Raw genomic sequence first — 25648 nt, forward strand, 5'->3', positions numbered from 1 at the left:
CCAAAGCTGCCCGTTACGGGCGGAACATGATCTTGGAAAAGAACATGCCTTTTTCCGACTTCAAGCGGTCGAACATTGCGGGCAGATCTTCCAGTCCCAGCTCATGGCTGATCATGAAATCCCACTTGAGGGCACCTGACGCCAGCTTGTCCAGCGTCACCGTCCATTGCGGGCCGGGATAAGGGGCGCCAAACGAATTCCACGATCCGTGCAGCGAGACTTCCTGGCGCAGGAAATGCTGAAAAGTCTTGTTGTGCAAAGTCACATCACCAACCGGAATGCCGATGAACACGACATGCCCCCCCGGCGCAGCCAGCAAGGCCGCTGCGTTCACAGATGACGGATGGCCGGCAGCCTCGACAATGATATCCGCAAGAAGACCGGGGGGAATCGTTTCGCCTGCAAGGAATGTGTGCGTAGCTCCGGCCTGTTGGGCCTGCGCCAGCTTTTCAGCCGACACATCAATTGCCACGACCTCTGTTGCGCCCATCAGCAGCATCCACTGGATCGCGAAAAGCCCGATGGGTCCGCACCCGATGACAGCACCGCGAGAGCCCATCCTGACGCCGCCCGCCTTCCAGATCGCATGCAGCGCGATCGAGGCAGGGTCCACCATCGCGGCAGCGCGTGGATCTGTCCCTGCAGGGGCCTTCATCAGGTTGGCATCCGGCACAACCACCCATTCCGCATAGGCTCCGTCCCGTCTAGAACCAAAGTAATCATAGTTCCGGCAGCGCGAAAAATCGCCTGTCGCACACTGGTCGCATACCCCACAGGGCAGCATGGGCGGGACCGTGCACAAATCGCCCTCGGCAAAGCCTGTGACACCGTTGCCAAGGGCCTCGATGTGACCCGAAAATTCATGCCCGCAGATGATCGGCATCTTGTGCGCACCCTTTGTCAGCATGCGCGGCAGATCAGAACCACAGACGCCAACTGCGGCCACGCGCAGCAACACCTCTCCAGGGGCGGGGCTGGGTTTGGCGACATCTTCCAGCCGGATATCACCGGGAGTGTAAAGCACAGCTGCGCGCATCATCTAGACTTTCCTGAAAATGAAAGTGGGCCGCCGGGGAGCAAACGGCGGCCCGGTTGACAGGGCTTTCGCCCCACAGTCGACTCAGTTCCCCAGAACCTCTGGCCGGAACTCTGCGAAAAGGGCGTCGCGCGGGAACTCGGCCACGTTGGCCGCGGTCACTGCCTGCGAACCTGCATCGACAAAGGCCGGGACCTCTTTGCCTGCCGCCACTTCACGGGCAACCTGAATGGTCACATCGCCCAGATATTTCGGGTCGTTGAGCGCCGTCGCCACATACGATCCCCCATCCGCCATGACCTGCAAAGCTTCGGACAGACCATCGACGCCCGCCACCAGTACACCGTCCCGGCCATTTTCGGTCAGCACTTGCATGGCGCCAAGCGCCATGTCGTCGTTGTGTGCATACACGACCTTCACATCCGGATTGGCCTGCAAAAGATCCTGCATCGCAGTCACGGCATTGGCGCGGATGTATTCGGCATAGGGTCCAGCGAGAATGGTATGGCCCGTGCCTTCAAAGGCAGCATGAAAGCCGTCGCGGCGATCCATCATGACCGAACCACCGGCATCACCCTGAATTTCGATAATCTGGGCGGCTTCAATTCCGTCGGCCTTCAGGCGGGCCAAGACCGCCTCGCCAACCATCTGGCCCATGGCCTTGTTGTCGCGACCGATATGGGCCTTGACCCCGCCGCCGTTCACCGAACGGTCAACGGTAATGACCGGGATACCTGCGGACGCCGCAGCCTCCAACGACGGGATAACTGCGTCGGGGTTGACCGGGTTGATGATAATGGCGTTCACACCTTGGGTGATGAGATCCTGAATGTCATCATTCTGTTTGGAAACATCGCCGTTGGCATCCAGAAAGATCAACGTGTCTCCGCCCGCCGTTGCTGCCGCTTCGGCACCGTCTTTCAACTGGACATAGAACGGCGATTGCAGAGTTACCTGGCTGAAGCCGATCTTCAGCCCTTCGGCATACGCCGGAACGGAAAGTGCAAGGATGGAGGCGGCAGCGGCAAGGCCGGCCACAGCAGTGCGGCGATTGATCATGGGTTCCTCCCTGGAACGAGCAAGTTCAGAAGCGGTGAGTTCCGTTATTACAGCAAATGTGATATTTTACCACTAATGCTGCTTTAAGAGGGCCAAGAGATGCTCGGATTGTCAACAACTTTGAATGTGGCTCGCAAAAATGTCTCTTAACATGTTGTTAGAAATGAATTTTTTATGAGAAAATCCAGCTGGCCTTTCAATCTGTGATCAATGGTGTGACGGAACGCGATTCCAAATGCTGCAGTGCAGAGCAGTAAATGCAGTATTCTGCATCTGCGAAAAGACCGCAGATAGGTGCCTGACGCCCCGCTCTGCACGAAACGTGAGCACCATCGTTTCGACAGACATCCGGGCCGTCCGCCGTGAAGTCCTGTGCCACAAGGTTCGGCGCGACGGGCCAAGCATGTTCGCTGTCCGTCGTCCGCTTGAAGCGCCGTTTTTGCCGCGCGATCAACTGGTTCTCGCGCATCAGGCGTGCCGTGCGATGCCGCCCGATCTCATGGCCCTCGTCGACGAGGTCGCGGTGCATGCGCGGGCTGCCATAGGTCCCGTTCGACAGCGCGAAGGCCGTCCGGTTATGCGTCAGATAGACCATGTCCTGCTGCTGGCGACGACAAGCGGGCCGTTCCTGCCAGGCAAAGAAGCCGCTCTGACTGACCCCAAGGACGCGGCACATCTGGCTGATCGGGAAGCTGGCCTTCTCTGCATCGATGAAGGCGAACTTCACCGATTTCCCTCCCTCGCGAAGAAGGCCGCGGCTTTTTTTAGAATGTCGCGCTCCTGCTTCAGGACCGCATTCTCACGCCGAAGCCGCTTCAGCTCGGCATGCAGATCGATCGGTGCCTCACTCGGCTCCCTGACATCGCGCTCTTGGCTCAGCCATCGCGTCAGCGTCGACAGCCCGATGCCCAGATCCACCGCGATCTCCCGCCGCGTCCGGCCGCTGGTCAGTGCCAGCCGCACCGCTTCACGCCGAAACTCCGGCGTCGGTCTGTTCCCGTTTCCCATAGAACACCTCCTAGTTCCTCAGTTGGTGCTCTCCACATTTTCCGGGCAAGTCCAGATTGCGACAGGCGTGCAGCCGAGGAACACTTGCACCGAGCGCTTGCCTATTGCTGCCACAGATCTCGCAAATGTGCGCCCCGACAAACGCTGCAACTCAAAAGACGAGCGCACCCTGCCTACGCTGCACTGTCATGTCAGGATCCTGATATGGGTCTGATAGCCCGCATTGCGAAGAAGCATGGTATGATATGCCTCCAGACAGGGCAGCGGGGGGCGCGCGCCTTCGAGAAGGAACCAACGGTGCACCGAGGGCCCGGCGGTGATATCGGCCAAGGTGAGCGCCTTGCCAGCGATGAAGGGTTCACGGGCAAGCTGCGCATCCAGTTGCGTAAAGGCCGCGACGACGGCGGGTAAATCGCCGTCCCCCTTTCCGGCCGCACGTGATTTCCGCAGCCGTGTCAGCGGCGCGGCCAGAGAAAGAGAGGCCCAATCCATCCAGCCATCAATCTGCGCCCGCTGGGCCGCCGCTTCTGGCCAGATCGCGCCATTGCCATGGCGCGAGGCCAGATAACGCAGGATCGCATTCGATTCCCAAAAGCTGCCTGCATCGTCCTCGACCACCGGCACTTTGCCAAAGGGATTTCTGGCACGGAAGTCGGGCGCATCATTGCCGCCATGTTTGCCCCCTGTCTCGACCAGGTCGTAAGCAAGACCCAATTCGTCAAGCAGCCAGAACACCTTTGCGGAATTTGACGATCCGCTCCGTCCAAAGACCCGGATCATCATTCTCCTCCGATCATGCCGAAGACGGCATTCATGCTGTCATGGGGTTGCAATGCCATGAAGGCCGCGAAGGTCTTTCTGGCCCGCTCGCCCGGCAGAGCCTGCGCGGTGCAATCGCTGAATTTCCCGAACAGCTCTGCGTCACTCATCGGGTTGCCCGGACCGCGGCCAAACCGTGTCTCTGCCTCGGCTTGCAGAATAGGGCCATCGCGGAGCGTCAGCTTGACTCGACCCAGATAGGCGTTGGCGTCGTCATGGGCGGCGGAGCTGACCTTTGGCAACAAGCGAGACAGAACAGGCGTGAGGAAGGTGTCATCGTCGAAATCGTTCAACCGAATATGACCATCAACCAGAGCTTTGGCGGTCAGGAACTGCACCGAGAACTTTGCGTCAAGGCCCGTGCGCGGCTCCGGGCGGTTGGTATGGGCCAGCCGGCGCGTGTGGGTTTCTGTTTCGATGGCTACGATGTTGTCAGGATCGAACAGCCCGTGTTCGGCGACAAGTTTCAGAGCGGCGTCGATGGCAGAATGCGCAGAGCCGCAGCAAGGATGCTGCTTGATCGCGATGCCGGGATTGAGCACCTCCATCTCGCCTTGCCAGTCGGCCAGGATTGCTTCGGCGTCATAGGTGCCTTCGCCGTTGAACAGATTGAAGAACCCATAGGTATGTTCAAAGGCAGACAGGTTCGCATCCATGCCGCGTGATACCAGCAGCGCTGCCATCACCGCGTTATGCGCTGCCTGACCCACGTGCAGCGGTTTGACAGGCGTGCCAAAGTTGGACTTCAGGCCCGAGGCCATCGAAACCGCAACACACAGGGCCGTCGCCATCTGGTGCTCGTCAAATTTCATCATCCGGGCCGCAGCTGCTGTCGCGCCGAATACGCCCAGCGTCGCGGTCGGGTGCCAGCCTTTTTCATAGTGATGCGGCAACAGCCCGCGTGCCATCCGCGTGCAGACCTCCACCCCGGTCAGATAGGCTTCGATGGCTTCGCCCGCCGTGGCCGCCTGATGCTCGGCCAAGGCCAGCACCACCGGCACGATGGGCGCAGAGGGGTGCCCCCCCATCGTGGTCGAGCAATCGTCAAAGTCCAGCGCATGCGCCGCGGTTCCATTGATCAGGGCGGCGTGCAGCACAGAGGTCTTCCGCCCGCCCCGTCCCCAGAGCGTTGCCTGTTTGGCTGACAGCGAGGCATCAAGCACGTCTTCCAGCGTGGCCAGATAGGGGGCATCCAACGCCGCCAAAGCCACGCCGACCGTATCAGCAAAAGCGCGGCGCGCGATATGGATTGCCTCTGGTGGAACGGTGTCGATGTGAATGCTCAGGGCACGGGTGGCGAGATCGGTTGCAAAGGTCATTTCTGTCTCTCCAGCGGCTTAACGTGTTACGGATTCGATGGCGGCGGTCAGATTGGACATGCTTTCCAAACGGTCGAGATCCATCAGCATGGAAAAGACTTGCGCGGCACCGGCGTCGGTCAAGGTGGCTGCGGCGCAATCAAGGAACTTGGTGGCAAGCATGTCTTGTGGCAATGGCGTTTCGGGCCCACGGCCCAAAGGCGCATCAACCGTGTGGAAGACCGTTCGACCATCGGCAAGGGTCACATGCACCTCCCCCCCATAATCGCTGGCGGAATCGTCCAGGGGTTGCAGTCGGATCAGGCCCATGATCCGCGTGACTTCGGGATCGTGCAGCGCTGCGTCCTCAAAGTGATCCAGTCGCACCGCGCCATTCACCAGACCCCGAGCGACGGCATAGGACAACGAGAATTTCGCATTCAATGCCGAGGTGGCAGGGTTCATCACATGCGGTAGCATCCGGCGCGGGTGCATGCGGACAAGGATATCAGTGACAACCGAGCTGTCAGGCACTTCGGAAGTGTGCAGCGCGATAGCCGCATCAATCGCGGCATGAACCGAATAGACGCAAGGATACTTCTTGATCGAAATGCCAGGAGCCAAGAGGTCAAGTGGCTGCGCCCAATCCTTCAGCGAGCGTTCGGGGTCATAGTTGCCGGCACCGTTGAACACCTCCCAGAAACCCTGCGCATGTTCAAAGGCGACGGGGGATGCGTTGACCCCTTTTGCCGCCATCAGCGCTGCAAACAATCCGTTGCGCGCCGCGATACCCGCGTGCAACGGCTTGGTTGATGTGCCGAAATTCGCCTTGATGCCCGAGGCAAGGGAGGCGCACATCGCAAGGGCGTGTGCGTATTGCTGAGCGTTCAGTTTCAACAGATACCCCGCCGAAACCGCCGCCCCGAAAATGCCCAAGGTGGCCGTCGGGTGCCAGCCTTTTTCGTAATGCTGAAAGTTGACGCCCCGTGCAAAGCGGGTCGCCGCTTCAAAGCCAATGACATAGGCATCGACAAAGTCTTTGCCCGATGCGCCCGTTGTTTCTGCCAAAGCCAGCAGGCCCGGAACGATAATCACCGTAGGGTGTCCTGACAGCGATTTGCTGGTGTCATCATAGTCAAGCGCATGGCCCGCAGTTCCATTGACAAACGCGGCATCAAGCCGGGACAAACGCTGCTTTCTGCCCAGCAAAAGGCAATCTCCGGCACCATAAATGCCGGATAACAGCGTTGCTTCTGCGGCGTCGGACCGTGCGCCCAGAAGGGTGCAGCCGATCATGTCGGCGATGGCATTGATCGCCCAGCGTTTTGCCTCGTCTTCAAACCTGGCAGGGTCCAGCGCAATGATATGGTTTGCAAACTCAAGTGAAAATGACATCCGGGCTCACTCCGTCAGGGCCGCTTCCAGGGCGGCAATTGGCTGCATCATTGCGGTCAGGCGGCGGACCGAGCGTTGTGCCGGCAGATCCAGCAGAGCGCCAAGAAGCGTTTTTGCCCGATCTTTCGAAAGGCTGACTGCGGCACAGTCGAGAAACTTGGTGGCAAATTGTGCCTCTGTCATCGGGTTCGCGGGACCGCGCCCCATTGCGACACTCGCGCTTGCATCAAGCATCCGGCCATCGGTCAGACAAAGCCGGACCGTGGCAGATGACAGATCGGCGGCTTCATGTGGGATGATCTGCACAAGCTGGGAAAGGGCGGCGCAACCCGGATCAAAGACCCGGGCAGCGCTGAAATCTTCCAGCGTCACCGTGCCGTCGATCAGGGCGCGTGCAGTCAGATATTGTGTCGAGAACTTTGCATCCAAACCGTCTTTTGGGCGCGGGCGATCAATATTCTTCAACCGCTTACGGTGCAGCACTACCCGGATCTCGCTAATCTGCGCCACATCCACCAGCGTATGCAGTTCTGCAGCAGCATCAATGGCGCAGTGGACAAAGGCGCAGCAGGGATACTGCTTGATGGCCAGACCCGGCGACAGCAGTGCAAAGTCCTGTGCCCAGTTTTCCAGAACCAACTCCGGCCCTTCGGGTACGGCGCCGCCGAAGCAGGCCATGAAACCAAAACGGTGCTCCAGAACGCCTTGATTGGCCGTCATTCCTGCCTGCGCCAGCAATGCCGCTTGCAGCCCGTTTCGATTGGCCTGACCCGCGTGGAACGGCTTTGTCATCGTGCCAGAATTGGCCCGCAATCCCGCAGCGGAGGAAGCCGCAATGCCTATCGCAGTTGCCATCTGCAACGCGTCCAGCCGCAAAAGTCGTCCACACGCGATTGCCGCCCCGATCACGCCAAAGGTAACTGTCGGATGCCAGCCACGATCTGCATGGGCCGGATTCGAGACTCGTGCCAGCCGGATCTCTGCTTCGAGCCCCGCAACATAGGCCACCAGAAGATCTTCGCCGTTGCTGTCAAGCTGGTCGCCAAGCGCCAACAAGGCTGGCACAATTGAGACCGAAGGATGCCCGTCCATTTCCATGTTGCAGTCGTCGAAATCCAGCGCATGAGCGGCCACACCGTTCAGTTGCGCCGCATCCAAAGGGTGCAGGCGACGGGCCTCACCAAAGGTCATCGCGGGGCCTAAGTTGCCCGGCACCACGGAACTGACCTTCTGCAGCACCTCCTCCCCTACCCCGGCAAGGGCGCAACCGACAGTATCGGCAAAGGCACGGTTCGCCCAGCCGATGGCCACTGGACTCAGGTCACGAAAAGACAGCCCGGCGGCAAGACCCGCCAGGGAGAGTGTAAAAGAAGACAAGTTGTTCTCCTGGCGTTGAACTAGTGCTTCAGGATCTGATCGAGGAAGGTACGGGTGCGTTCATGCTGCGGATTGCCAAAGAAACTCTCTGGCGGACCCGTTTCAACGATCTGCCCGTCAGCCATCAGCACAACATTATTCGCGACGGTACGCGCAAAGCCCATTTCATGGGTGACCACAATCATGGTCATGCCGCTGTCTGCGAGCTCGATCATGGTGTCGAGCACTTCCTTGATCATTTCGGGGTCAAGTGCAGAAGTCGGCTCGTCAAACAGCATGATCTCCGGCTCCATGCAAAGCGAGCGTGCAATGGCCACGCGCTGCTGCTGCCCGCCCGACAGTTGCAGCGGATACTTATGTGCCTGTTCGGGAATGCAAACCTTTTCGAGGAACTGCATTGCCAGCGCATCCGCATCCTTTTTCTTCATCTGACGAACCAAAGTTGGCCCCAGCGTCAGGTTTTCTAGCACTGTGAGATGGGGGAAAAGGTTGAACGACTGAAACACCATGCCAATATTGCGGCGAATGGCCTCGATATTCTTGATGTTGTCGGTCATCTCCAGCCCATTGACCCAGATATGACCGCTTTGATGCTCTTCCAACCGGTTGATGCAACGGATCAAGGTCGATTTTCCTGAACCAGAAGGCCCACAGATCACCACCCGCTCGCCTTTCCGAACCTCCAGATCAACATCTGTCAGAACTTTGAATTGGCCGAACCATTTACACAGGGAACTGATTTTGATGACGGCGTCATTGGTATCGTGTGTGTCTAGCATTCTTGTCTCCAAGGATTGGGTCATCAGATACGACCGATGTTGATCCATTTCTCAACCTGGCGCGCATAGCGGGACAGCGCATAGCCAAAGAAAAGATAGATGAAGGCGATGAACAGGTAGGCCTCGATATAATAACGGCGCCAAAGTGGATCCTGCATGACAGCAGAGGTGGCGGTCAGTATGTCGAACAACCCGATAATGATAACAAACGAGGTGTTCTTCATTGCCGCAACGATATGGTTGGTGATCGAGGGCAATGCGATCCTCATGGCCTGCGGCAGAATGATCCGCCGTGTTGTTTGCCAATAGCTCAGATTGATCGAAGCGGCCGCCTCGTATTGACCTCGTGGCACTGCTTGCAACCCGCCTCGAATAACCTCTGCCTGATAGCAGGCGAAAAAGATCGCGATGCCCACAGTGATACGAAGCAGCTTGTTCACTTCCATGCCTTGCGGCAGGAACAACGGAAACACATTCACGGCCACAAAGAGGATGGTGATCAAAGGCACACCCCGCAGGCACTCGATGAAAATGACCGATATGCCGCGCGCAAAGGGCAGAGGCGAACGACGCCCAAGCGCCAGCAAGACCGCGACTGGCATGCCGATCAGCACAGTTCCAGTGAACAGGATGATCGTCAGTGGGAGGCCACCCCAGTCGTTCGAGGGCACATAGCGCAAACCGAACACGCCACCAAACATCAGAACAGTGATCGCGGTGACAGACGCAATCCAGAGGGGGACCAGAATGCGAAGGTTCCAGAAACGGGGCCAAAGCGAAATGACTACCGTGGCAAGATAGACCACAATCATAAGCACCAGCCGCCAATGCTCTTCATAAGGGTAAAGGCCAAACAGCATTGGACGGTGTTTGACACCAATGACTGCCCAACAGGCCCCCGCTGCTTCGCGGCAGACTTGTGGATCATTGGTCACAAAGACTGCGTCAAGCACACCCCAGCGAAACAAGAGCCATGCAAGAGACATGATTGCAAAGCTGACGATGATTGTAAGGACCGACTGGAAGGCATTCTTGAACAGATTCCGTTTCATCCATTCAACAGCAGGCATTCTTGCGTCAGGATCAAAAGGTGCGGGATTGGCCAGAGAAGGGGATGCCATGACGTCAGCGCTCCTTGATCGCAACAAAGCGGTTGAAAAGGTTCATCACCAGCGATGCCGTCAGAGAGATGCCGAGATAAACAATCATCATTACAGCAATGGCTTCAACAGCCTGCCCGGTCTGATTCATCATGGTGTTGCCGATGTTCACAAGATCTGGGTAGCCCACCACAACTGCGATCGAACTGTTCTTGATCAGGCTTACATACTGGCTTGTCAGAGGTGGCACGATCACCCGCATCGCTTGCGGCAGAATGACATAGCGCATGATAAAACGAGGCTTCAATGCAATGGCGCGGGCGGCTTCCACCTGTCCTTTTGGCGTCGCCTGAATTCCTGATCTGACGATTTCAGCGATAAAGCCCGAGGCATACATCGAAATACCGATCAGCAATGCCGTAAATTCCGGGCTTATCGAAACCCCACCGACATAGTTGAAACCCTTGGGAACCGGATAACTGATTTCAGTCGGCGCACCAGCGACAAGCCACACCAGAAACGGCAGGCCCAGGATCAAAGCAAGACCAGGAAGAAGCATATCCACATATCTGCCCGTCACCTCACGGTATCGCCTGGCAGCCACCGTTCCGATGATGCAGGCGACAATCCCGAAAGCCAGCGCAAGCCACATCCAGAAATGCACGGGGGTTGACGCCGGTGCCGCAAAATAAAGACCGCGATTGGTCAGAAACCCAAACTCTCCCAGAACAAAGGCATTCTTCGGTGGTGGCAAATTTCGCAGCACAACAATCCAGAAAATAGCCTGCAAGATGACCGGGACGTTGCGTACGATCTCCACATAGGTCAGGGCAAGACGCTCCAGCATCCAGTTGCCCGAAACCCGCGCGATCCCGACCATGAATCCAACCACGGTCGCGATGATAATTCCCGCTGCCGAAACGACAAGTGTGTTCACCAGTCCGACCATAAGTGCATTCAGGTAAGTCGAGCGCGGCGTATAGGGGATCAGTTTTTCGCCAATCTCAAAATTTGAGACCTGACCAAGGAAGCTGAAACCTGTTGCAATGTTCTGACGGGTCAAATTGTCGACGACGTTGTTGTAAAGAAACAAGCCAAGCGCACAAATCGCCACAGCCATCAGCACCTGATAAAACGTTGTCCGGATCGCCTTGCTGTAAAGCAGGTCATGTAAGCTGCGCGGCTTATTTCGACCCGTCGGCGCAGCATGGTAGTGATCTTGCATATAACCTCACTTCATAGTCAGAGGGCATAAAGTGGGCCAGCGCCCAAAACGGGGCGCTGGCAGGTCAGTGTTTACTTGATCGGGAAACCGTACAGGATTCCACCGTCGACCCACTGTTGATTCAGGTCACGATCTAGCTCGATCGGAGTGCCGGGCCCAAAATGGCGCAGATAAATATCCTCGTAGTTGCCGACCTGTTTGATGGCCTGATAGGCCCAGTCTTGCGAGACGCCCATCTTTTCCCCAAGATCTCCGGTGACGCCCAGCATGATCTGAACATCAGGATCGGGCGATTGCAGCATCTCATCAACATTCGCTTGAGACACGCCCATCTCTTCGCCGACGAATGTGGCGTAGACGGTCCACTTGACCAGATCGTACCAGTGGTCATCGCCCTGGCGCACCGCCATAGCGAGCGGTTCTTTCGAGAAAATACCCGGCAGCATTTTATGCTCTTCAGGGTTTTCGGTATCGATCGCCCTCACACCCGGCAGCGCAGCCTTGTCTTTTGCCAGCGCATCACAGCGGCCTTCGACATAGTTTGCAACAAGCTGCTTGTTGTCTTCGATCACAATCGGCGTGTAGCTCATGCCGCGTGCTGAAAACAGTGATGCGATATTCTGCTCGGTCGTAGACCCTGGCGCCATGCAGATAGTGGCACCATCCAGATCTTCAAGTTTCTCGATTCCGCTGTCCACATGAACCAGGAACCCTGTGCCGGTATAGAAGATCGGCGGCGTGAAGTTCAGGCCCAGAGACACGTCACGGCCCATGGTGGCGGAAACATTTCGCGCCAGAACGTCGACTTCACCGGACTGGATTCCCGGAAAGCGCTGCTGAGAGGACAGAGCAACAAAGCGGACCTTGGTTGCATCGCCAAACACAACGGCGGCAAGTGCGCGGCAGTAGTCAGCCTCAAAACCCGCCCAATTGCCCTTGTCATCGGGGGCCGCAAATCCGGGGCGTGAGGGGTGAACACCGCACAGCAGCTCGCCGCGCGCTATGATCGCCTTTATGGTATCACCGCTCTCTGCTGCAGCCGGTGCGACGGACAACAGCATAACCGCAAGCGTTGCACTGGCGACGCCGGAATGGAAAACCTTGGTCAAGTCCTTCATTTCATTACCTCTCTGATTGCTGGGGTCGGCGATTTCTGCCGCATTCTTTTTGACGTGACGCTCCACAAGTTGACGTCGCATGAATCATTGTATACAAATGTTCCCAATGAAGATCAATACGCGCAATGCGTGGGGTGAGAGAAAATGACTGACAGCCTATTGGGACGTGACACTGTATTGTCGCACTGTGGACGACACCCAGCTGCGCACTCGGGAACTGTGAATACCCCTGTGTATCGAGCCTCCACGATCCTGTTCCCAACCTTGGCCGCACTGGACGCCAAAGAAGGCGCCAGACTACGCTATGGGCGGCGCGGCACACCAAGTACGCATGCGTTGGAAGATGCGATCTGTGCCTTGGAATCTGCGGATCGGGCCCTTGCCATGCCATCGGGCGTTTCGGCGATTTCGGTGGTTCTGATGACCTATGCCGAACCCGGCGCGCATTTCCTGGTGGTCGACAGCAGCTACGGGCCGACCCGAAAGTTCTGTAATCAACTGCTCCAGAAGTTCGGCGTGGAAACCACATATTATGACCCGACGAAGGGCGCAGAAATCGAAGCCCTGATTCGTCCCGAAACCAAGCTGATCTGGATGGAGTCCCCCGGTTCTCAAACCTTTGAGGTGCAGGATGTCGCTGCCATCACCGCAGTCGCCAGACGCCACGGGGTGACTACGGCAATAGATAACACCTGGAGCGGTGGATATTTCTTTCAGCCGCTGAAGCTTGGGGTGGATATTTCGATTCAGGCGGGCACCAAGTATATCTCGGGGCACTCCGATCTGATGCTTGGCACCTTGGCGTGCACAGAAGCGTCTTATGAAGCGTTGCGCGAAACCTACCTGCGCTTCGGTCTTTGTGTCGGGGCCGACGATGCCTTTCTGGCCCTGCGCGGCTTGCGAACCATGGCGGTGCGGATGCAGCAGCACAACGCGAGCGGGCTTGAAATCGGTCATTGGCTGAAGGACCAGCCGGAAGTGCTGCAAGTGATGCACCCCGGACTGCCCTCAGACCCGTATCACGCGCTGTTTGCAAAACAATTCAGCGGCTCTTCGGGTCTGTTCGGCTTTGTCATCGCCGAAACAGATCGCACCAACCTTGCGAAAATGTTCGACGGCTTCACCCTTTTCGGTATGGGATCAAGCTGGGGTGGCTATGAAAGCCTTATGACGCCTTCGAATCCAGCCGTCTATCGAAGCGCCTCGACATGGAATCCTGGCGGTCAGACTGTTCGCATTCATGTCGGGCTAGAGGACCCGAAAGACCTTATGAACGAAATCCGAGCAGGCTTTGACCGACTACAGCCTGCTATCGCCTGATAGCTCAGGCCATCCATAGAGAACACAATTGCTCAACTCTGGGAACATTTGCATCCGATCGGTGGATAAGCGTTTGCTTCGGCGGTAGAGATAGGAAGTGGCGCTAGGATTCGGGGCATGATCAAATGACGGCAAGCAATAAAAATGCGACAGAGCAGGTGTCGCCCTACGATTACTTGCTCGCGGCAATCGAGTCAGGGGAGCTTACGCCAGGAACGCGCCTGCGCGAGACCGAGCTTGCGGAAACGCTTGGGATAAGCCGGACTCCGGTACGTGAGGCATTGCACCGGCTTCACGCGATGGGTCTGGCGCAACATGGGCCGCAGCGGGGGCTGATCGTTGCCCACCTCAGCTATGAGCAGTTGCGCCAGCTTTTTGCCGTGCGTCAGGGATTGGAAGGCATGGCCACACGTCTGGCTGCCGAACATGCTTCACGCCATGAGATTTCCGTGTTGCAAGAGATGGTCGAGGATGACCGGGGCGTGCGCGACCCGAAAGAACTCAGCCGCCGCAACAAACTCTTTCACAAGCAAATCGCGCGGGCTTCACACAACACGTACATGATCGAAGCGCTTGACAGCCTGCGCATACACCTGAGCCTGTTGCCCAGCTCGACCTATCATCTTGCTGAGCGGATAGACTCTGCGCAAAAAGAACATGAGGCGATCGTCGCTGCCATCGCAGCCGGAGACGGGGACGCGGCCGAACTGAACGCTCGCAATCACATCGTTTCCGGCTACAAGATCCGTCTGACGCGGTTTTCTTCCGGCCAGGGATTTTAGGCTCCGACCGCGCACACAGAGGCGATCCAATGCGTCGTTGCGGTGTAAAGTGAACTCAATAGCCACCTGCCATCACGGTCAAAAGCACCCGGCAATCTGATCCCGAAGCCATTTATTGGCCGGCGTGGATTGATTTTCTGCGAGCCAGATCATGCTGGTTGACTGCTTCTGTTCAAGAAATGGGGGATCAAGCAAGATAAGGTCGTGGGATCGTTCAAAAAGTCGGGCCACACTTTCGGGCATAATGGCAATCAGGTCGCTACGACCGACGATGGCCACAGCAGAGGAAAAGTGCGGAACAAGCGCGACAACCCGCCGCTTCCGGCCCAGCGTATCCAGATGTTCGTCAATCCAGCCACGACGGCTGGCAGAAGACGTGACCTTTACATGCCCGAGCTCCAGCATCTTCTCGAAGGTGAATTCAGACTGCGCTGCGGGATTATTTGCCGAAATGATGCACACACGCCGTTCGGTGAACAGCGGCATTGATTGAAAGCGGGGAGGAATGGTGTCCGCCGTCATCACGGCAACGTCTATCGTGCCGTCCTCCAGGTAGTCTTGCATCAAGGTCCGGTTGCTCCGCACCGGCTGTGTGACGGTCCTCGGCATATGCTGCACTTCGATAACACACTCAGGCGCAAGTGCGCGGATACGTTCCAGCAGGCGGGGCATCAGAACAACCGAAAAATAGTCGTTCATCCCGATGCGGAACGTCATGGTCGACTGGAGCGGATCAAAGCTCCGATGCGCCAGCATGACCGTTTCAGCTTCATCGACGATGCGTTTTACGCTGGGAAAGATATCGGAGCAGTGGCGTGTCATCACCAGCCCGCGCGCGTTTCGAATGAACAACTCATCTCCGGTCATCGCGCGCAGACGCTTCAGAGCATGGCTCATCGCAGGTTGAGACAAGCCGATGTAGGCCCCGGCCTGAGTCATGTTTCCTTTGACCGCCAGGGCGTAGAGTACCTTCAACAGGTTGAAATCCAGGCCGCCGAGAGGAAAACGCTGCATGGGTGCTTTCTACCTTGTCGGTGTCTCGCCAGGCAAGCCCGGTGGCTTCCCGGCGGGACAGTCTTATCGCATCAGTCGACCTTCTGTCTCGCTGCGATGAACTTGTCGGCGACAGCCAGAAACTCCTCCATCTTCACCGTTGCGGGCTCGTCTGTGAAGGTGCCGTTGTTGCGGGCGACAGCCATGTCGTCTGAAATGGCGCGGCGATTCACGAATACCATGTCGAGCATGGGAAGCCCAAGAATGAACTGGCCGAAGTGCCCTGCCGCCACAAACGCACCCTGCCATTCCGGTGTCTCTGGCGTGACAACGGGTATCCACCAGAGATAGCTGTAGCCCGCCACGCGCTGTTTCCGGCTGCCGTTCATGGCCTCAGCGGGAACCCGGATCTGCGTGCTTTTGGCGACCCATTCTGCGGGCACGATCTGCCGGTCGCCCCATGTGCCGCCACGTGCCATCAGCAGACCGATCCGCGCCATGTCCCGTCCGGACAAAAACAAATGGTAGGCCAGATACCGCGACTGCCCGTTATACCCAAGCATCCTTTGGCGGTCGCGGTCGAAATCTTCGAACTGCAACGGCAGTGCCAGATCCTCTTCCAGTGCGGCAAAGACCGAACGCCCGGTCAATTTCTCAAATGCGGCACCGAGGACGTTGAAATCCCAGTTATTGTAGTGAAAATATTCACCCGGCGTCTTTGATCCACGCGCAGGGACATCTTTCATGTCGCCGCCCGGGCTGCCAGCAGGATGGTAGACCCCAGAGCTGCTGATCAGCAGATCGCGCAATCTGGCGGATTTTTCGATGGCCAGCAGACCAACATCTTCTTCAATGCCAAGCTCACCGATCGTGAGATCCAGGTCGATCCTGCCATCGCAGACCGCATTTCCCATCAGCATCGACAAGATGCTTTTCCGGGTGGAGGCAAGATAGCTGACCTCTGATACATCGCCATAGGTGTAGAGCGTTTCTCCGCCGCTGATCGCGATGAAGGAGGTTGTTGGCAGTGCGTCAAGCGTCGCATCCAGATCGGCGCGAAAGGCTGGGGTGATGCCGTTTTTCTCAGGATCTGCTACGGGCTGCCAGGTGCCATGGGGAAATACACGGCCATTGATTTTCTCATCGGATTTCAGACATGTAAATGACACGGTTGTTCCTTGTAGAAGAGCTGTTTGATTAAGAAGGGGCGTCAGTCGTTCAGATGACAGGCGGCCCGGTGAGCGCTGCCGATTTCCCGCAGCTTTGGCCGCTCAATCGCGCAGCGCGGCATGGCGAACGGGCAGCGGGGGTGGAAATGGCACCCGGATGGCGGGGCCAGCGGGCTGGGGATTTCGCCGGATATGGCAGAATACTGGCGGCGGGTCGTATCCAGCCGGGGAATTTCCTGAAGCAGTGCGCGGGTATACGGATGCGCCGGATGCGCAAACAGATCGGCCACGGCGGCTTCTTCCACGATCCGCCCCAGATACATCACCGCCACCCGGTCCGAGATATGTTCGACGACGGCCAGATCGTGGCTGATGAACATGTAAGTCAAATTCAGCTCACGCCGGAGATCCAGAAACAGGTTCAGAATCTGCGCCTGAATCGACACATCAAGCGACGCCACAGATTCGTCACAGATCAGCATGTCAGGCTGCACCGCCAACGCCCGCGCGATGCCAATGCGCTGCCGCTGGCCGCCGCTGAACTGATGTGGAAACCGGCGGCTCATCACAGGATCAAGGCCCGCCCTGCGCATCTGCTCGGCAACATAGGCCTGTAGGTCCGGGCGGGTGGTCTTGTCATGGCGCAGGGCAGCCGCGCCGACAATCTCGTCCACCCGATGCCGTGGATTAAGCGACGAGGACGGGTCCTGAAAGATCATCTGCACGGCAAGCCGGGCGTGTCCGGCCTGTTGCGGCGACATGTCCTGCCAGGTCTTGCCGTGATATAGAACGTCACCTTCGCTGGGCTCGATGATACCGGCGACCACGCGGCCAAGGGTCGATTTTCCGCAGCCCGACTCGCCGACAATGCCGACAACCTCGCCGTTGTTCACACTCAGACTGACATCATCCAGCGCATGAACCACCGGATTGGGCGTTTTGAGTCCGGCACGTTCGGCCAGACGTTCGACAAGCCCCGACTTGCGATTAAAGCGTTTGGTGACGTGGCGGATTTCTACACGGGGGGTCATGTTGCTTTTCCATTTGTCACGGGGTGGAAACAGCGCAGCCGCCGCCCGTCATATTCGGTTTGCGGGGGCATGATCAGGCAGGCATCGCTGGCCTGTGTGCAGCGCGGATGGAACGCGCAGCCCTGCGGCAGCTGAGCAATAGCGGGTGTCGAGCCGGCGATCTGGCGCAGACGGGTGCCGCGCTGGTTGTTCGAGGGCAGGCTGCCAATCAACCCATTGGTATACGGATGGCGCGGCCGGTTTATGACCGTGCCCACATCACCATATTCAACAATGCGGCCCGCATACATAACCGCAACATGGTCGGCGAGTCCTGCCACCACCGAAAGGTCATGCGTGATCCAGATCAACCCGGTGCCACGCTCTCGGGCAAGGCGCTGAACCACCGCCAATATCTGCGCCTGAATGGTCACATCCAGTGCGGTGGTCGGCTCGTCCGCGATCAGCAGATCTGGGGAATGCAGAAGGGCAATCGCGATAGCAACGCGCTGCCGCATACCACCCGAAAACTGATGCGGATAGGCGTGCAAGCGTTCCTCGGGGCTGGGAATGCCGACCATTCCCAACGCATCGCGTGCCCGGTCGCGCGCAACGGATTTGCTGACAGTCTCATGCGCAAGAATTGTCTCGATCATCTGGGTATCAATCCGCAAGACCGGGTTCAGAGTCATGGCCGGGTCCTGGAAGATCATAGCAATGCGGTTGCCGCGGAGGCTCCGCATCTGGTGCTCTGGCAACTGGCGCAGATCCTGTCCGTTGAACAGGATCTCTCCGCCCGTCACTTCGCCCGGAGGGTCAATCAGGCCCATGATTGAAAAACCCGTGACGGATTTTCCTGAACCGGACTCCCCGACCAGCCCCAGAATCTTTCCCCGCTCCAGCGAAAAGCTGACATCGTTGATCACTGTCACGCGCCCGGCCTCAGAGCCAAACTCCGTGCGCAGATTGCGGACTTCCAGCATGGGATTGCTCATCGTTGCGCCGCCTTTGGGTCAAGGATCTGGCGCATCCGGTCGCCGACAAGGTTGATGGAAAAGATGGTGACCAGCAGGGCGATGCCGGGGAACAGACTGACCCAGTAGGTGCCCGACAACATCAGCTCGAACCCGTTGGAGATCAGCAGCCCCAACGACGGCTCGGTGATCGGAACCCCGAGCCCCAGAAAGCTCAGCGTGGCCTCCAGCGTGATGGCGCGGGCGATCTGCATCGTCAGCAGCACAATCAACGGCGATATGCAGTTGGGCAGCAACTGGCGCAGAATGATATTCCGATGCCCCATGCGCAAGGACCGCGCCGCCTCGACATATTCCCGGCGCAGTTCGCTGAGCGCGGCACCGCGGGCGGTCCGGGCATAGGTGGCCCATTCGACGATCACGATGGCCAGCACCACATTGCCGCCGCTTTTGCCCATCAGCGCAAGGATCAGCAAGGCCGACAAGATCGTCGGAAACGACATCTGAAGGTCGACCAGCCGCATCATCACCGTCTCGGTCCGGCCACCGATATACGCGGCGGTCAGCCCGAAGAGTGTGCCAAAGACAAAGGCGAGAGCAGCAGATCCGATGCCCACGATCAGGCTGATCCGCAGCCCGTACAGGATCGCCGACAGCATATCACGCCCCTGACCGTCTGATCCCAGCAGGAAAGTAAACCCGGCAAAAGCCGTCTCGCCCGGCGGCAGCCGGCTTTCCATGATATCAAGCTGCATCAGGTCATAGGGGTTTTGCGGCGACAGCAGCGGCGCAAAGATCGCGGCCAACAGCACCAGCACTGTGCCGATCAGGCCGCAGACAGCCAACGGCGAGCGGCAGTAGACCCGCAGGAAGCGGACAAACGAAGTCAGGTCCGGTTTCATCTCACTCTCCCTGCAGACGGATGCGCGGGTCGAGGATGCGATACAGGATATCGACCACGAAATTGATCAGCACGAACATCAGCACCACAAGCATGAGATAGGCCACGATCACCGGACGATCGAGCGCGGCAATACTGTCGATGATGATCTTGCCAATGCCTGGCCAGGCAAAAATGGTCTCAGTGACAATCGAAAAGGCGATGGTCGTGCCGATATCCAGACCCACCACCGTGACGATCGGAATCAAGATATTCTTGAACACATGCACAGACATGATGCGCCTCGGTGACAGACCTTTTGCACGGGCAAATTTGACATACTCGCTCGACATGGCTTCACGCACGCCCGACTCGGTCAGTCGCGTCACCATTGAGATATTGAACAGCGACAGGCTGAAGGCGGGCAGGATCATGTGGCGCAGACCATCCCACGTGAGGAAAGACCAGCCCACGCCCAGTATCGTGACCGTGCTGCCGCGCCCGGAGCTTGGCAACCAGCCCAGCGTAACGCTGAAGACCATGATCAGCAGGATACCCACCCAAAAAATCGGCAGGCTGAACCCCAGGATAGACCCGGTCATGATGGCCTTGGCTGCAAAGCTGTCTGGCCGATAGCCTGCGATCAGCCCCAACGGAAACCCGATCACAAGCGAAAGCAGCACGGCAAACAGAGCCAGTTCCAGTGTAGCGGGCAGCCGCGAGAGGATCAGCTCAATCGCCGGTTCCTTGTAGACATAGCTTATGCCCAGGTTGCCCTGCGCCATTCCCTTCAGGAACAGGAAGAACTGGGTATGCATCGGCTGATCGAGACCAAGATCAGCGATCAGACGCAGCCGCTCTTCATGCGTTGCCTCGGGCGGCAGAAGTGTCTCAATCGGGCTGCCGATAAGATTGAGCCCCAGAAAAACAATCAACGCCATCGCCAAAGCGACAAGGGCCGCCTGGAGGGTCCGTTGAACGATCCAAAGTGTCATATGATGTCCGGTCTGGCTGCTGCGCGATAACGCGTCTGGCGCGGGTTAGGGTGCCACAAAGCTTGTATCGCTGCGGGCGCAGAGGTTGGGACAGGGCGTGGCCCTGTCCCAACAGAGGTTCACTTCACCATGATATCCTTGGCGAGGGTACGTTCATCTATGCGGGGGGCATAGGTCAGGCCTTCGCGCATCGCCCAGGTATTGGTCTGCTGATACAACGGCAGAATGGCGCCATCTTCCAGTGCAAGCTTTACCGCCGCAATCAGGGCCTGTTCCCGTTGCGCATCATCGTAGATCGACAAAGCCGCAGCCGTCATCTCATCCAGCTTGGGGTTGGAATATCCGCTGTCATTTGACGCCCCCAGCCCACGCTCCTTGTCGGCTGTGCCCAACACATTGATGAGCATCGAACTTGCATCAAAGGTGGCATTGCCCAGCCCCAGCAACTTTATCGCAAATTCCGACATCTTGGCCGAATAGGTGATCCATGGCAAAGACTCGACCGTGGTTTGTACGCCGATCCGTGTCCACATCTGCGCGACAGCCTGCACCACAGCCGGGGCATTGGGGTAGCGGTCATTCGGAACATGAACGGTCAACCGGAACCCGTCAGGATATCCTGCCTCGGCGAGCAGGGCCTTTGCCGCCTCTGCGTCCTGTTCCGGCACTGCAATGTCGGGCGAATACGAAAACGCGCCTTCTGGCAGCCATTGTCCCGACGCGGTGGCCGTGCCCTCCATGATCCGATCCACAATTGCCTGACGGTTCAGCGCGATAGAAAGTGCCTTGCGTACACGCACATCGGCAAGCGGATTTTCTGACAGGTCTTCGCCATTCGGACCGCGTATGAACTGCATCTGCGCGCCGGTAAGGGGGGAACCCACCAGATAAATCACCCGCAGGCCCGGCGTGCTGTCAACGGAAATTCCGGCGGTGCTTCGCAGACGCTCCAGATCTGCAGCGGCAGGGGTATCAATGATGTCCACATCGCCCGCCAGCATCGCTGTCGTACGCCCGCCAGCACTGGAAATAACGCGATAGGTTACAGTGTCCCAGGCCACATCATGACCCCACCAGTCCGGATTGCGCTCCAGCGTGATTTGGTCGCCCTGACGGAATTCCTTGAAGCGGAACGCCCCGGTGCCAATGGCAGCTTTGCCCGAATTGTAGTCCGAGGTATCTGCACCCTCTCCGGCATGGCGCGACACAATGGCAATATTGGCCAGATCGCCCGGCAGGTTCGGTGCCGGCGCTTTGGTGGTGATCAGCACCGTGGCGTCATCTGCCGCTTCGACACTTGCCACAGCGCGCAGAAAGCCGCCAAAGCCGCCGGGGCTGTTTGGTACATCTCTGGCGCGATCAAAGGTAAACACCACATCATCCGCTGTAAACGCTTCGCCATCGTGCCATTTGATGTCTGGCCGCAGCAAAAACCGCCATTGCAGCTCGCCCACGGCTTCCCAGCGCTCAGCCAGACCTGGCAGCAATTGTCCGGAGGCGTCGCGCTCGGTCAGGCGGTCAAAGATCTGCATTGCGATACTGTTGTTGGGCGAGGCATTGTAAAAATGCGGGTCGATCGACGTGGCAGTGCCACCCACGCCAATCATCAGATCTTCGGCATTGACGGGCATAGCAAGCGCGGCCGCACAAAGTGCGGAGAGAAGTATAGGTCGAAGTTTCATTGGCATCCCTTTGACGCTGGTCGCGCCCTGATGATCCATAGCGAACAGGGCTGGTTGGTGCTGATCTGGCGCCAGCTTGAACCGGGTAGATCCGATTGCCGGAGATGTTCACCCAATATAAAACATTTATCAAATTCATATTTTTTTGGAGATTCATTCGACCAGAGAATAATGCAGAGACTTCCCTGCCGGTCTGCGCCTGCTCCAGCCAGTCGGCACTGAGAAAGCCGGCATGGCCGGATGGCTCCGTGGTGTGTGTCGGGGGCTTTGCATCAGTCACGCCATTCGAGGCCAGCATAAGCCTTGGTGACGGTGCCAATCCAGCACCATCACCCTGTTGCACGGGACAGCAAACGCACCCCTGCCCAACTTTGGCCTCATTCGCCCTGCCGGGGACCGATCTGCTTGCGGCGGGGGATTATTCGCCCCCGCCTGCGGGCGCTGGCTTGCCTGCTTCGGCAATCAGCGCAGCAAGGCGAAAGAAGCCGTGCACCATCTTTGAAAACGGCATCAGCAGGAACAGCACCATCACGGTTGCCAGATGGACTGCAAGCATTGGTCCGACAAGTGCCGTGCCGGTCGCGGCGTACAGCCCGAGGCCTGTGAGGGCGACGACCCCCAACAACAGAACAAAGGCCATCTCTCCACCCCAGACCCGCGCAGCACCAAGCGCGGGATCGGCCTTCAGCTTCAGCCACATCAGACCAGCTGCACCAACCACCATCATCAGCCCGCCCGGCAGGCCCAGAAGTTTGGGCAAGGAAAAAAGTGGATAGGGGGCTTCCCAGCCGAGCGCATAGTGCATCACCGTTCCGCTGGCAGTGGACGCAAAGCACAAAAGAAAGCCATACATCATCAGCTGGTGGAACACCCGCCGCCGGTCGCTGAAGCGGTCGCCCTTTTCAAAATTACAACCCTCACCATGGCCGCCCGACAGGTTTTTCATCCGCGCGGCGGAGCCAAAGGCTGACACAATATGCGACAACCGCACACGCCCCCCCCCCACTTCACGCCAGTAGTCGCGCACCGACAACGCTATCAGGGCAAGCGGCGTTAAAAAGGCGGGCACAAAGATCGCCACCAGAGTATTGTGCCCAAGATGGGCATAAAAGCCCGCCCCCGCCTCTGGCCGAAACGCCGTCAGCGCCCAGAAAAACCACGCCAGAACGATCACCAGCAGTCCGGCCATGGCTACCCCATGCGTCTGGAACAGACGCGCAACGGCCTGCGGCCGGGCCAGTCTTTCCCAGCTTTCCACGCGCACTTCGGCCAGAACCGCCGGGATGTTCAAAGCGAACTCATGCGGTGCGGTATACTGGCAGGCGTAATAGCATCCGCGGCAATTGTGACACAGGTTGGCAAGCTGTGTCAGATCGCCGTCGGCAAAGGCTTTTTGCCGGGTCATGGCCGGAAACACCGAACAGAACCCTTCGCAATAGCGGCACGCATTGCAGATCTCGATCTGACGGCGGGCTTCGTCCATCGGGGATAGATCAAGCGACATGGGTTGCGGCCTCCTTGCCTGCGATACGTCCGAACACGGTGCCGATGGTCATGCCAAAGCCGGCCAGATAGCCTTGCCCCAGGATCGACCCGGCCATGATTTCACCAGCGGCCCAGAGATTCTGGATCGGACCTTCGGCAGAGTGAACCTGCGCGCGGGCATCGACCTTCAACCCCAGGTAGGTAAATGTCACGCCGGGGCGCAGCTGGTAGCCATAAAACGGGGCGGTATCCAAGGGCCGCGCCCAGTTGGTTTTCGGCACATTCAACCCCTCGGTTCGCAACCCGTCCAATGTGGTCGAATGAAACGGACCGGGGCGGCAAGCGGCATTGAACGTATCCACCGTGCGACGGGTGGCCTGAGGATCAAGCCCCATCTGCACGGCAAGTCCTTCGATCGTGTCAGACTTGACCGGCGGGAACACCGAAGGCATGAACAGATCAATGGACTTGGCGTCGATCAGTGCATAGCCCACCTGATCGGGCTGCGCAGCGACCAGCCTGCCCCAAATGGCGTAGCGCTTGGGCCACACATCCTCGCCCTCGTCGTAAAAGCGGTCGCCATCCCGGTTCAACACAATGGAAAACGGCACACAATCCAGCCGGGTGACAATGCCGCCGTCATACTTCGGCGCGCGACCGTCAATGGCAACCGCGTGGCATTGGGTCGGATCGCCCACCGACTCTGCCCCTTGATCCAGCATGTCGCGCAAAACGACACCCCGATTATATGGCGTGCCGCGGATGAGGAAGTTCCGCGCCGCAGGCCCCCATGCCCGTGCCAGCCAGTCAAGATCTGCCTGAAACCCACCAGAGGCCAGCACAAAGGCGCGCGCCTTTACCGTCACTGGATGCCCTGCGATCTCCACTTCCAGATGCGTAATCCGGTCAGCTTCACGATGCACATGGCGCACCTGCGCCTCATAGGCGATCTTTATGCCCAGATCGGCGGCGGTGTTGTAATACGCATTCACCAGCGCCTTGCCGCCTCCAAGGAAAAAGGCATTGGTCCGCGACAGGCTGAGCGTGCCGGAAAGGGATGGCTGAAACCGCACACCATGTGCCTGCATCCACGGCAGGCATTCTTCGGATGAACGGATCGCAAGGCGCGCCAGTCCCTCATCCGTCCTGCCTTTGGTCACCAGCATCAGGTCGTCGAGATACTCGTCCTCATCGTAGCTGCCGGTCAACGGGAACATCGGCTGCTTGTGCATGCAGCGGAAATTGCGGGTGTGGCGACTGTTGCCACCCCGGTATGGCACCGGCGCACCCTCAAGGATCAGAACGCTTGCCCCCGCCTCGGCTGCCGTAATGGCAGCACATAGCGCGGCATTGCCGCCGCCCACAACGGCAAGATCAAATGTATCCGGCCAATCTTTCATGCTTCGTCCTCCATTGGCAGTTCACGGCCCCGCATGCTGCGGATACGGGCCGACAGGGCAGCTTCGACATGTGCTCGCATTGCCACCTCGGCCCCGGCGCCATCACGCGCCTGAAGCGCAGTCAGAACGGCCGCATGCTCGGCCACGGCCAGATTCGCACGGCCCGGATCGGCCAGCGTGGTCGGCCCCAGGATCAGCAGGGTCTTTTGCAGTGCACTCATGGATTTCAGTAAAAAGCGGTTGCGCGCGGCATCCAGCATCGTGCGGTGAAACTGCCGGTTGATCTCACGGGCCTGCGGCCCTGCCGGGGCTCCTGCCAGTTCTGCGTTCAGCGCCGCCAGTTCCGCAAGCTCGATGTCCGACGCCGCACGGGCTGCAAGCCGCGCTGCGGTGCCCTCCAGCACGGCGCGCATCTCGTAAAGCTCCACCACCTCGGCATGATCCAGACTGCGGATTGCAGCTCCCTGCCGGGGCAAATGCACGACAAGCCCATCCGCCTCCAGCTGCCGGATCGCCTCACGGACAGGGGTGCGGCTGATGTGCAGCCTGTCAGCCAGTTCCGTCTCACGCAGCCGTGCGCCAGGGGCAAGCGCACCACATCTGATTTCCTCCAGCAGGCGCCGATAAGCCCCCTGTCCCTGCGGAATCTCGGTTTCATCACTCATGCAACAACTCGCTTGCCGTTTTTGTGTCCAAGCGTATACACGTGGATACATAGTAACGCAAGGAGACAGATCGTGCGGA

General features: G+C 58.5%; 22 protein-coding genes and 1 pseudogene. 2 read left to right on the forward strand and 21 right to left on the reverse strand.

The features are described 5' to 3' along the window. Window positions 1-13: 13 nt before the first annotated feature. The 11 genes and pseudogenes from D1012_RS20010 to D1012_RS20065 form a co-directional block, all read right to left on the reverse strand. The gene (locus tag D1012_RS20010) at window positions 14-1039 is read right to left on the reverse strand and encodes a galactitol-1-phosphate 5-dehydrogenase (protein WP_233517210.1); all 1026 of its coding nucleotides are present in this window, start codon (window positions 1037-1039) and stop codon (window positions 14-16) included. Between the two features lie 81 nt (window positions 1040-1120). Further along, window positions 1121-2095, reverse strand: a complete 975-nt coding sequence (locus D1012_RS20015) for a substrate-binding domain-containing protein (protein WP_118155906.1) — start codon at window positions 2093-2095, stop codon at window positions 1121-1123. A 316-nt stretch (window positions 2096-2411) separates the two neighbouring features. Beyond that, window positions 2412-3103, reverse strand: a pseudogene (locus D1012_RS23070) (IS3 family transposase); the annotation flags it as partial. 186 nt (window positions 3104-3289) lie between these two features. Further along, window positions 3290-3883 carry a glutathione S-transferase family protein gene (locus tag D1012_RS20030; RefSeq protein ID WP_118155954.1) on the reverse strand — a complete coding sequence of 198 codons (594 nt, stop codon included), beginning with the start codon at window positions 3881-3883 and terminating at the stop codon, window positions 3290-3292. Then, the gene (locus D1012_RS20035) at window positions 3883-5241 is read right to left on the reverse strand and encodes an MmgE/PrpD family protein (RefSeq protein ID WP_118155909.1); all 1359 of its coding nucleotides are present in this window, start codon (window positions 5239-5241) and stop codon (window positions 3883-3885) included. The genes D1012_RS20030 and D1012_RS20035 overlap by 1 nt, the downstream gene beginning before the upstream one ends. Before the next feature lie 18 nt (window positions 5242-5259). Next, on the reverse strand, window positions 5260-6615 hold the full coding sequence (locus D1012_RS20040; RefSeq protein ID WP_118155910.1) for an MmgE/PrpD family protein: 1356 nt from the start codon (window positions 6613-6615) through the stop codon (window positions 5260-5262). 6 nt (window positions 6616-6621) lie between these two features. Further along, window positions 6622-7992 carry an MmgE/PrpD family protein gene (locus D1012_RS20045; RefSeq protein WP_118155911.1) on the reverse strand — a complete coding sequence of 457 codons (1371 nt, stop codon included), beginning with the start codon at window positions 7990-7992 and terminating at the stop codon, window positions 6622-6624. A 20-nt stretch (window positions 7993-8012) separates the two neighbouring features. Beyond that, the gene (locus D1012_RS20050; RefSeq protein WP_233517211.1) at window positions 8013-8771 is read right to left on the reverse strand and encodes an amino acid ABC transporter ATP-binding protein; all 759 of its coding nucleotides are present in this window, start codon (window positions 8769-8771) and stop codon (window positions 8013-8015) included. 23 nt (window positions 8772-8794) lie between these two features. After that, window positions 8795-9892 (reverse strand): amino acid ABC transporter permease, encoded by a 1098-nt coding sequence (locus tag D1012_RS20055; protein WP_118155912.1) that lies wholly within the window; start codon window positions 9890-9892, stop codon window positions 8795-8797. 4 nt (window positions 9893-9896) lie between these two features. Next, window positions 9897-11096: an amino acid ABC transporter permease gene (locus D1012_RS20060; RefSeq protein ID WP_233517212.1), complete on the reverse strand. Its 1200-nt coding sequence runs from the start codon at window positions 11094-11096 to the stop codon at window positions 9897-9899. Between the two features lie 71 nt (window positions 11097-11167). Further along, the gene (locus D1012_RS20065; RefSeq protein ID WP_233517213.1) at window positions 11168-12295 is read right to left on the reverse strand and encodes an amino acid ABC transporter substrate-binding protein; all 1128 of its coding nucleotides are present in this window, start codon (window positions 12293-12295) and stop codon (window positions 11168-11170) included. 63 nt (window positions 12296-12358) lie between these two features. Here D1012_RS20065 and metC point away from each other — a divergent pair, with 63 nt between their 5' ends. Together metC and D1012_RS20075 are read left to right on the forward strand one after the other, a co-directional pair. Then, window positions 12359-13534, forward strand: a complete 1176-nt coding sequence (metC, locus tag D1012_RS20070) for a cystathionine beta-lyase (protein WP_118155913.1) — start codon at window positions 12359-12361, stop codon at window positions 13532-13534. 125 nt (window positions 13535-13659) lie between these two features. Beyond that, the gene (locus D1012_RS20075; RefSeq protein ID WP_118155914.1) at window positions 13660-14316 is read left to right on the forward strand and encodes a GntR family transcriptional regulator; all 657 of its coding nucleotides are present in this window, start codon (window positions 13660-13662) and stop codon (window positions 14314-14316) included. Between the two features lie 78 nt (window positions 14317-14394). Here the strand turns inward: D1012_RS20075 and D1012_RS20080 are convergent, their stop codons facing one another. The 10 genes from D1012_RS20080 to D1012_RS20125 all read right to left on the reverse strand — a co-directional run bounded on the left by D1012_RS20080 (window position 14395) and on the right by D1012_RS20125 (window position 25569). Beyond that, complete coding sequence (locus D1012_RS20080) at window positions 14395-15330, reverse strand: LysR family transcriptional regulator (protein ID WP_118155915.1); 936 nt, start codon at window positions 15328-15330, stop codon at window positions 14395-14397. Between the two features lie 71 nt (window positions 15331-15401). After that, entirely contained in the window at window positions 15402-16478 is a 1077-nt protein-coding gene (locus D1012_RS20085; protein WP_118155916.1) for a serine hydrolase domain-containing protein, read from the reverse strand. Window positions 16479-16519: 41 nt separating this feature from the next. After that, window positions 16520-17509 carry an ABC transporter ATP-binding protein gene (locus D1012_RS20090; RefSeq protein WP_118155917.1) on the reverse strand — a complete coding sequence of 330 codons (990 nt, stop codon included), beginning with the start codon at window positions 17507-17509 and terminating at the stop codon, window positions 16520-16522. Then, a complete protein-coding gene (locus D1012_RS20095; RefSeq protein ID WP_118155918.1) occupies window positions 17506-18483 on the reverse strand; it encodes an ABC transporter ATP-binding protein in 978 nt (325 codons plus the stop codon). Before D1012_RS20095 ends, D1012_RS20090 begins: the two co-directional genes overlap by 4 nt. After that, window positions 18480-19364, reverse strand: coding sequence for an ABC transporter permease (locus D1012_RS20100; protein ID WP_118155919.1), 885 nt, complete (start codon window positions 19362-19364; stop codon window positions 18480-18482). The genes D1012_RS20095 and D1012_RS20100 overlap by 4 nt, the downstream gene beginning before the upstream one ends. 1 nt (window position 19365) lies before the next feature. Next, window positions 19366-20337, reverse strand: a complete 972-nt coding sequence (locus D1012_RS20105; protein WP_118155920.1) for an ABC transporter permease — start codon at window positions 20335-20337, stop codon at window positions 19366-19368. 119 nt (window positions 20338-20456) lie between these two features. Further along, window positions 20457-22019 carry an ABC transporter substrate-binding protein gene (locus tag D1012_RS20110; protein ID WP_118155958.1) on the reverse strand — a complete coding sequence of 521 codons (1563 nt, stop codon included), beginning with the start codon at window positions 22017-22019 and terminating at the stop codon, window positions 20457-20459. A gap of 418 nt (window positions 22020-22437) precedes the next feature. Continuing rightward, entirely contained in the window at window positions 22438-23523 is a 1086-nt protein-coding gene (tcuB, locus tag D1012_RS20115) for a tricarballylate utilization 4Fe-4S protein TcuB (protein ID WP_118155921.1), read from the reverse strand. Further along, window positions 23513-24904 (reverse strand): FAD-dependent tricarballylate dehydrogenase TcuA, encoded by a 1392-nt coding sequence (gene tcuA / locus D1012_RS20120; protein WP_118155922.1) that lies wholly within the window; start codon window positions 24902-24904, stop codon window positions 23513-23515. Before tcuA ends, tcuB begins: the two co-directional genes overlap by 11 nt. Beyond that, window positions 24901-25569, reverse strand: coding sequence for a GntR family transcriptional regulator (locus D1012_RS20125; RefSeq protein ID WP_118155923.1), 669 nt, complete (start codon window positions 25567-25569; stop codon window positions 24901-24903). Before D1012_RS20125 ends, tcuA begins: the two co-directional genes overlap by 4 nt. Between the last annotated feature and the right edge of the window lie 79 nt (window positions 25570-25648).

Origin of the sequence: Pseudotabrizicola alkalilacus, assembly GCF_003443995.1 — a bacterium.
GTDB lineage: Bacteria > Pseudomonadota > Alphaproteobacteria > Rhodobacterales > Rhodobacteraceae > Pseudotabrizicola > Pseudotabrizicola alkalilacus.

What these genes read in the sequence shown, in the direction of transcription:
- metC (WP_118155913.1), top strand. Translation starts at nt 12,359, where the DNA reads ATGACTGACAGCCTATTGGGACGTGACACTGTATTGTCGCACTGTGGA.
- tcuA (WP_118155922.1), bottom strand. Translation starts at nt 24,904, where the DNA reads ATGAAAGATTGGCCGGATACATTTGATCTTGCCGTTGTGGGCGGCGGC.
- D1012_RS20100 (WP_118155919.1), bottom strand. Translation starts at nt 19,364, where the DNA reads ATGAAACCGGACCTGACTTCGTTTGTCCGCTTCCTGCGGGTCTACTGC.
- D1012_RS20090 (WP_118155917.1), bottom strand. Translation starts at nt 17,509, where the DNA reads ATGACCCCCCGTGTAGAAATCCGCCACGTCACCAAACGCTTTAATCGC.
- D1012_RS20015 (WP_118155906.1), bottom strand. Translation starts at nt 2,095, where the DNA reads ATGATCAATCGCCGCACTGCTGTGGCCGGCCTTGCCGCTGCCGCCTCC.
- D1012_RS20080 (WP_118155915.1), bottom strand. Translation starts at nt 15,330, where the DNA reads ATGCAGCGTTTTCCTCTCGGCGGCCTGGATTTCAACCTGTTGAAGGTA.
- D1012_RS20030 (WP_118155954.1), bottom strand. Translation starts at nt 3,883, where the DNA reads ATGATCCGGGTCTTTGGACGGAGCGGATCGTCAAATTCCGCAAAGGTG.
- D1012_RS20050 (WP_233517211.1), bottom strand. Translation starts at nt 8,771, where the DNA reads ATGCTAGACACACACGATACCAATGACGCCGTCATCAAAATCAGTTCC.
- D1012_RS20095 (WP_118155918.1), bottom strand. Translation starts at nt 18,483, where the DNA reads ATGAGCAATCCCATGCTGGAAGTCCGCAATCTGCGCACGGAGTTTGGC.
- D1012_RS20125 (WP_118155923.1), bottom strand. Translation starts at nt 25,569, where the DNA reads ATGAGTGATGAAACCGAGATTCCGCAGGGACAGGGGGCTTATCGGCGC.
- D1012_RS20075 (WP_118155914.1), top strand. Translation starts at nt 13,660, where the DNA reads ATGACGGCAAGCAATAAAAATGCGACAGAGCAGGTGTCGCCCTACGAT.
- D1012_RS20035 (WP_118155909.1), bottom strand. Translation starts at nt 5,241, where the DNA reads ATGACCTTTGCAACCGATCTCGCCACCCGTGCCCTGAGCATTCACATC.
- D1012_RS20010 (WP_233517210.1), bottom strand. Translation starts at nt 1,039, where the DNA reads ATGATGCGCGCAGCTGTGCTTTACACTCCCGGTGATATCCGGCTGGAA.
- D1012_RS20110 (WP_118155958.1), bottom strand. Translation starts at nt 22,019, where the DNA reads ATGAAACTTCGACCTATACTTCTCTCCGCACTTTGTGCGGCCGCGCTT.
- D1012_RS20040 (WP_118155910.1), bottom strand. Translation starts at nt 6,615, where the DNA reads ATGTCATTTTCACTTGAGTTTGCAAACCATATCATTGCGCTGGACCCT.
- D1012_RS20065 (WP_233517213.1), bottom strand. Translation starts at nt 12,295, where the DNA reads ATGCGACGTCAACTTGTGGAGCGTCACGTCAAAAAGAATGCGGCAGAA.
- D1012_RS20060 (WP_233517212.1), bottom strand. Translation starts at nt 11,096, where the DNA reads ATGCAAGATCACTACCATGCTGCGCCGACGGGTCGAAATAAGCCGCGC.
- tcuB (WP_118155921.1), bottom strand. Translation starts at nt 23,523, where the DNA reads ATGTCGCTTGATCTATCCCCGATGGACGAAGCCCGCCGTCAGATCGAG.
- D1012_RS20105 (WP_118155920.1), bottom strand. Translation starts at nt 20,337, where the DNA reads ATGACACTTTGGATCGTTCAACGGACCCTCCAGGCGGCCCTTGTCGCT.
- D1012_RS20055 (WP_118155912.1), bottom strand. Translation starts at nt 9,892, where the DNA reads ATGGCATCCCCTTCTCTGGCCAATCCCGCACCTTTTGATCCTGACGCA.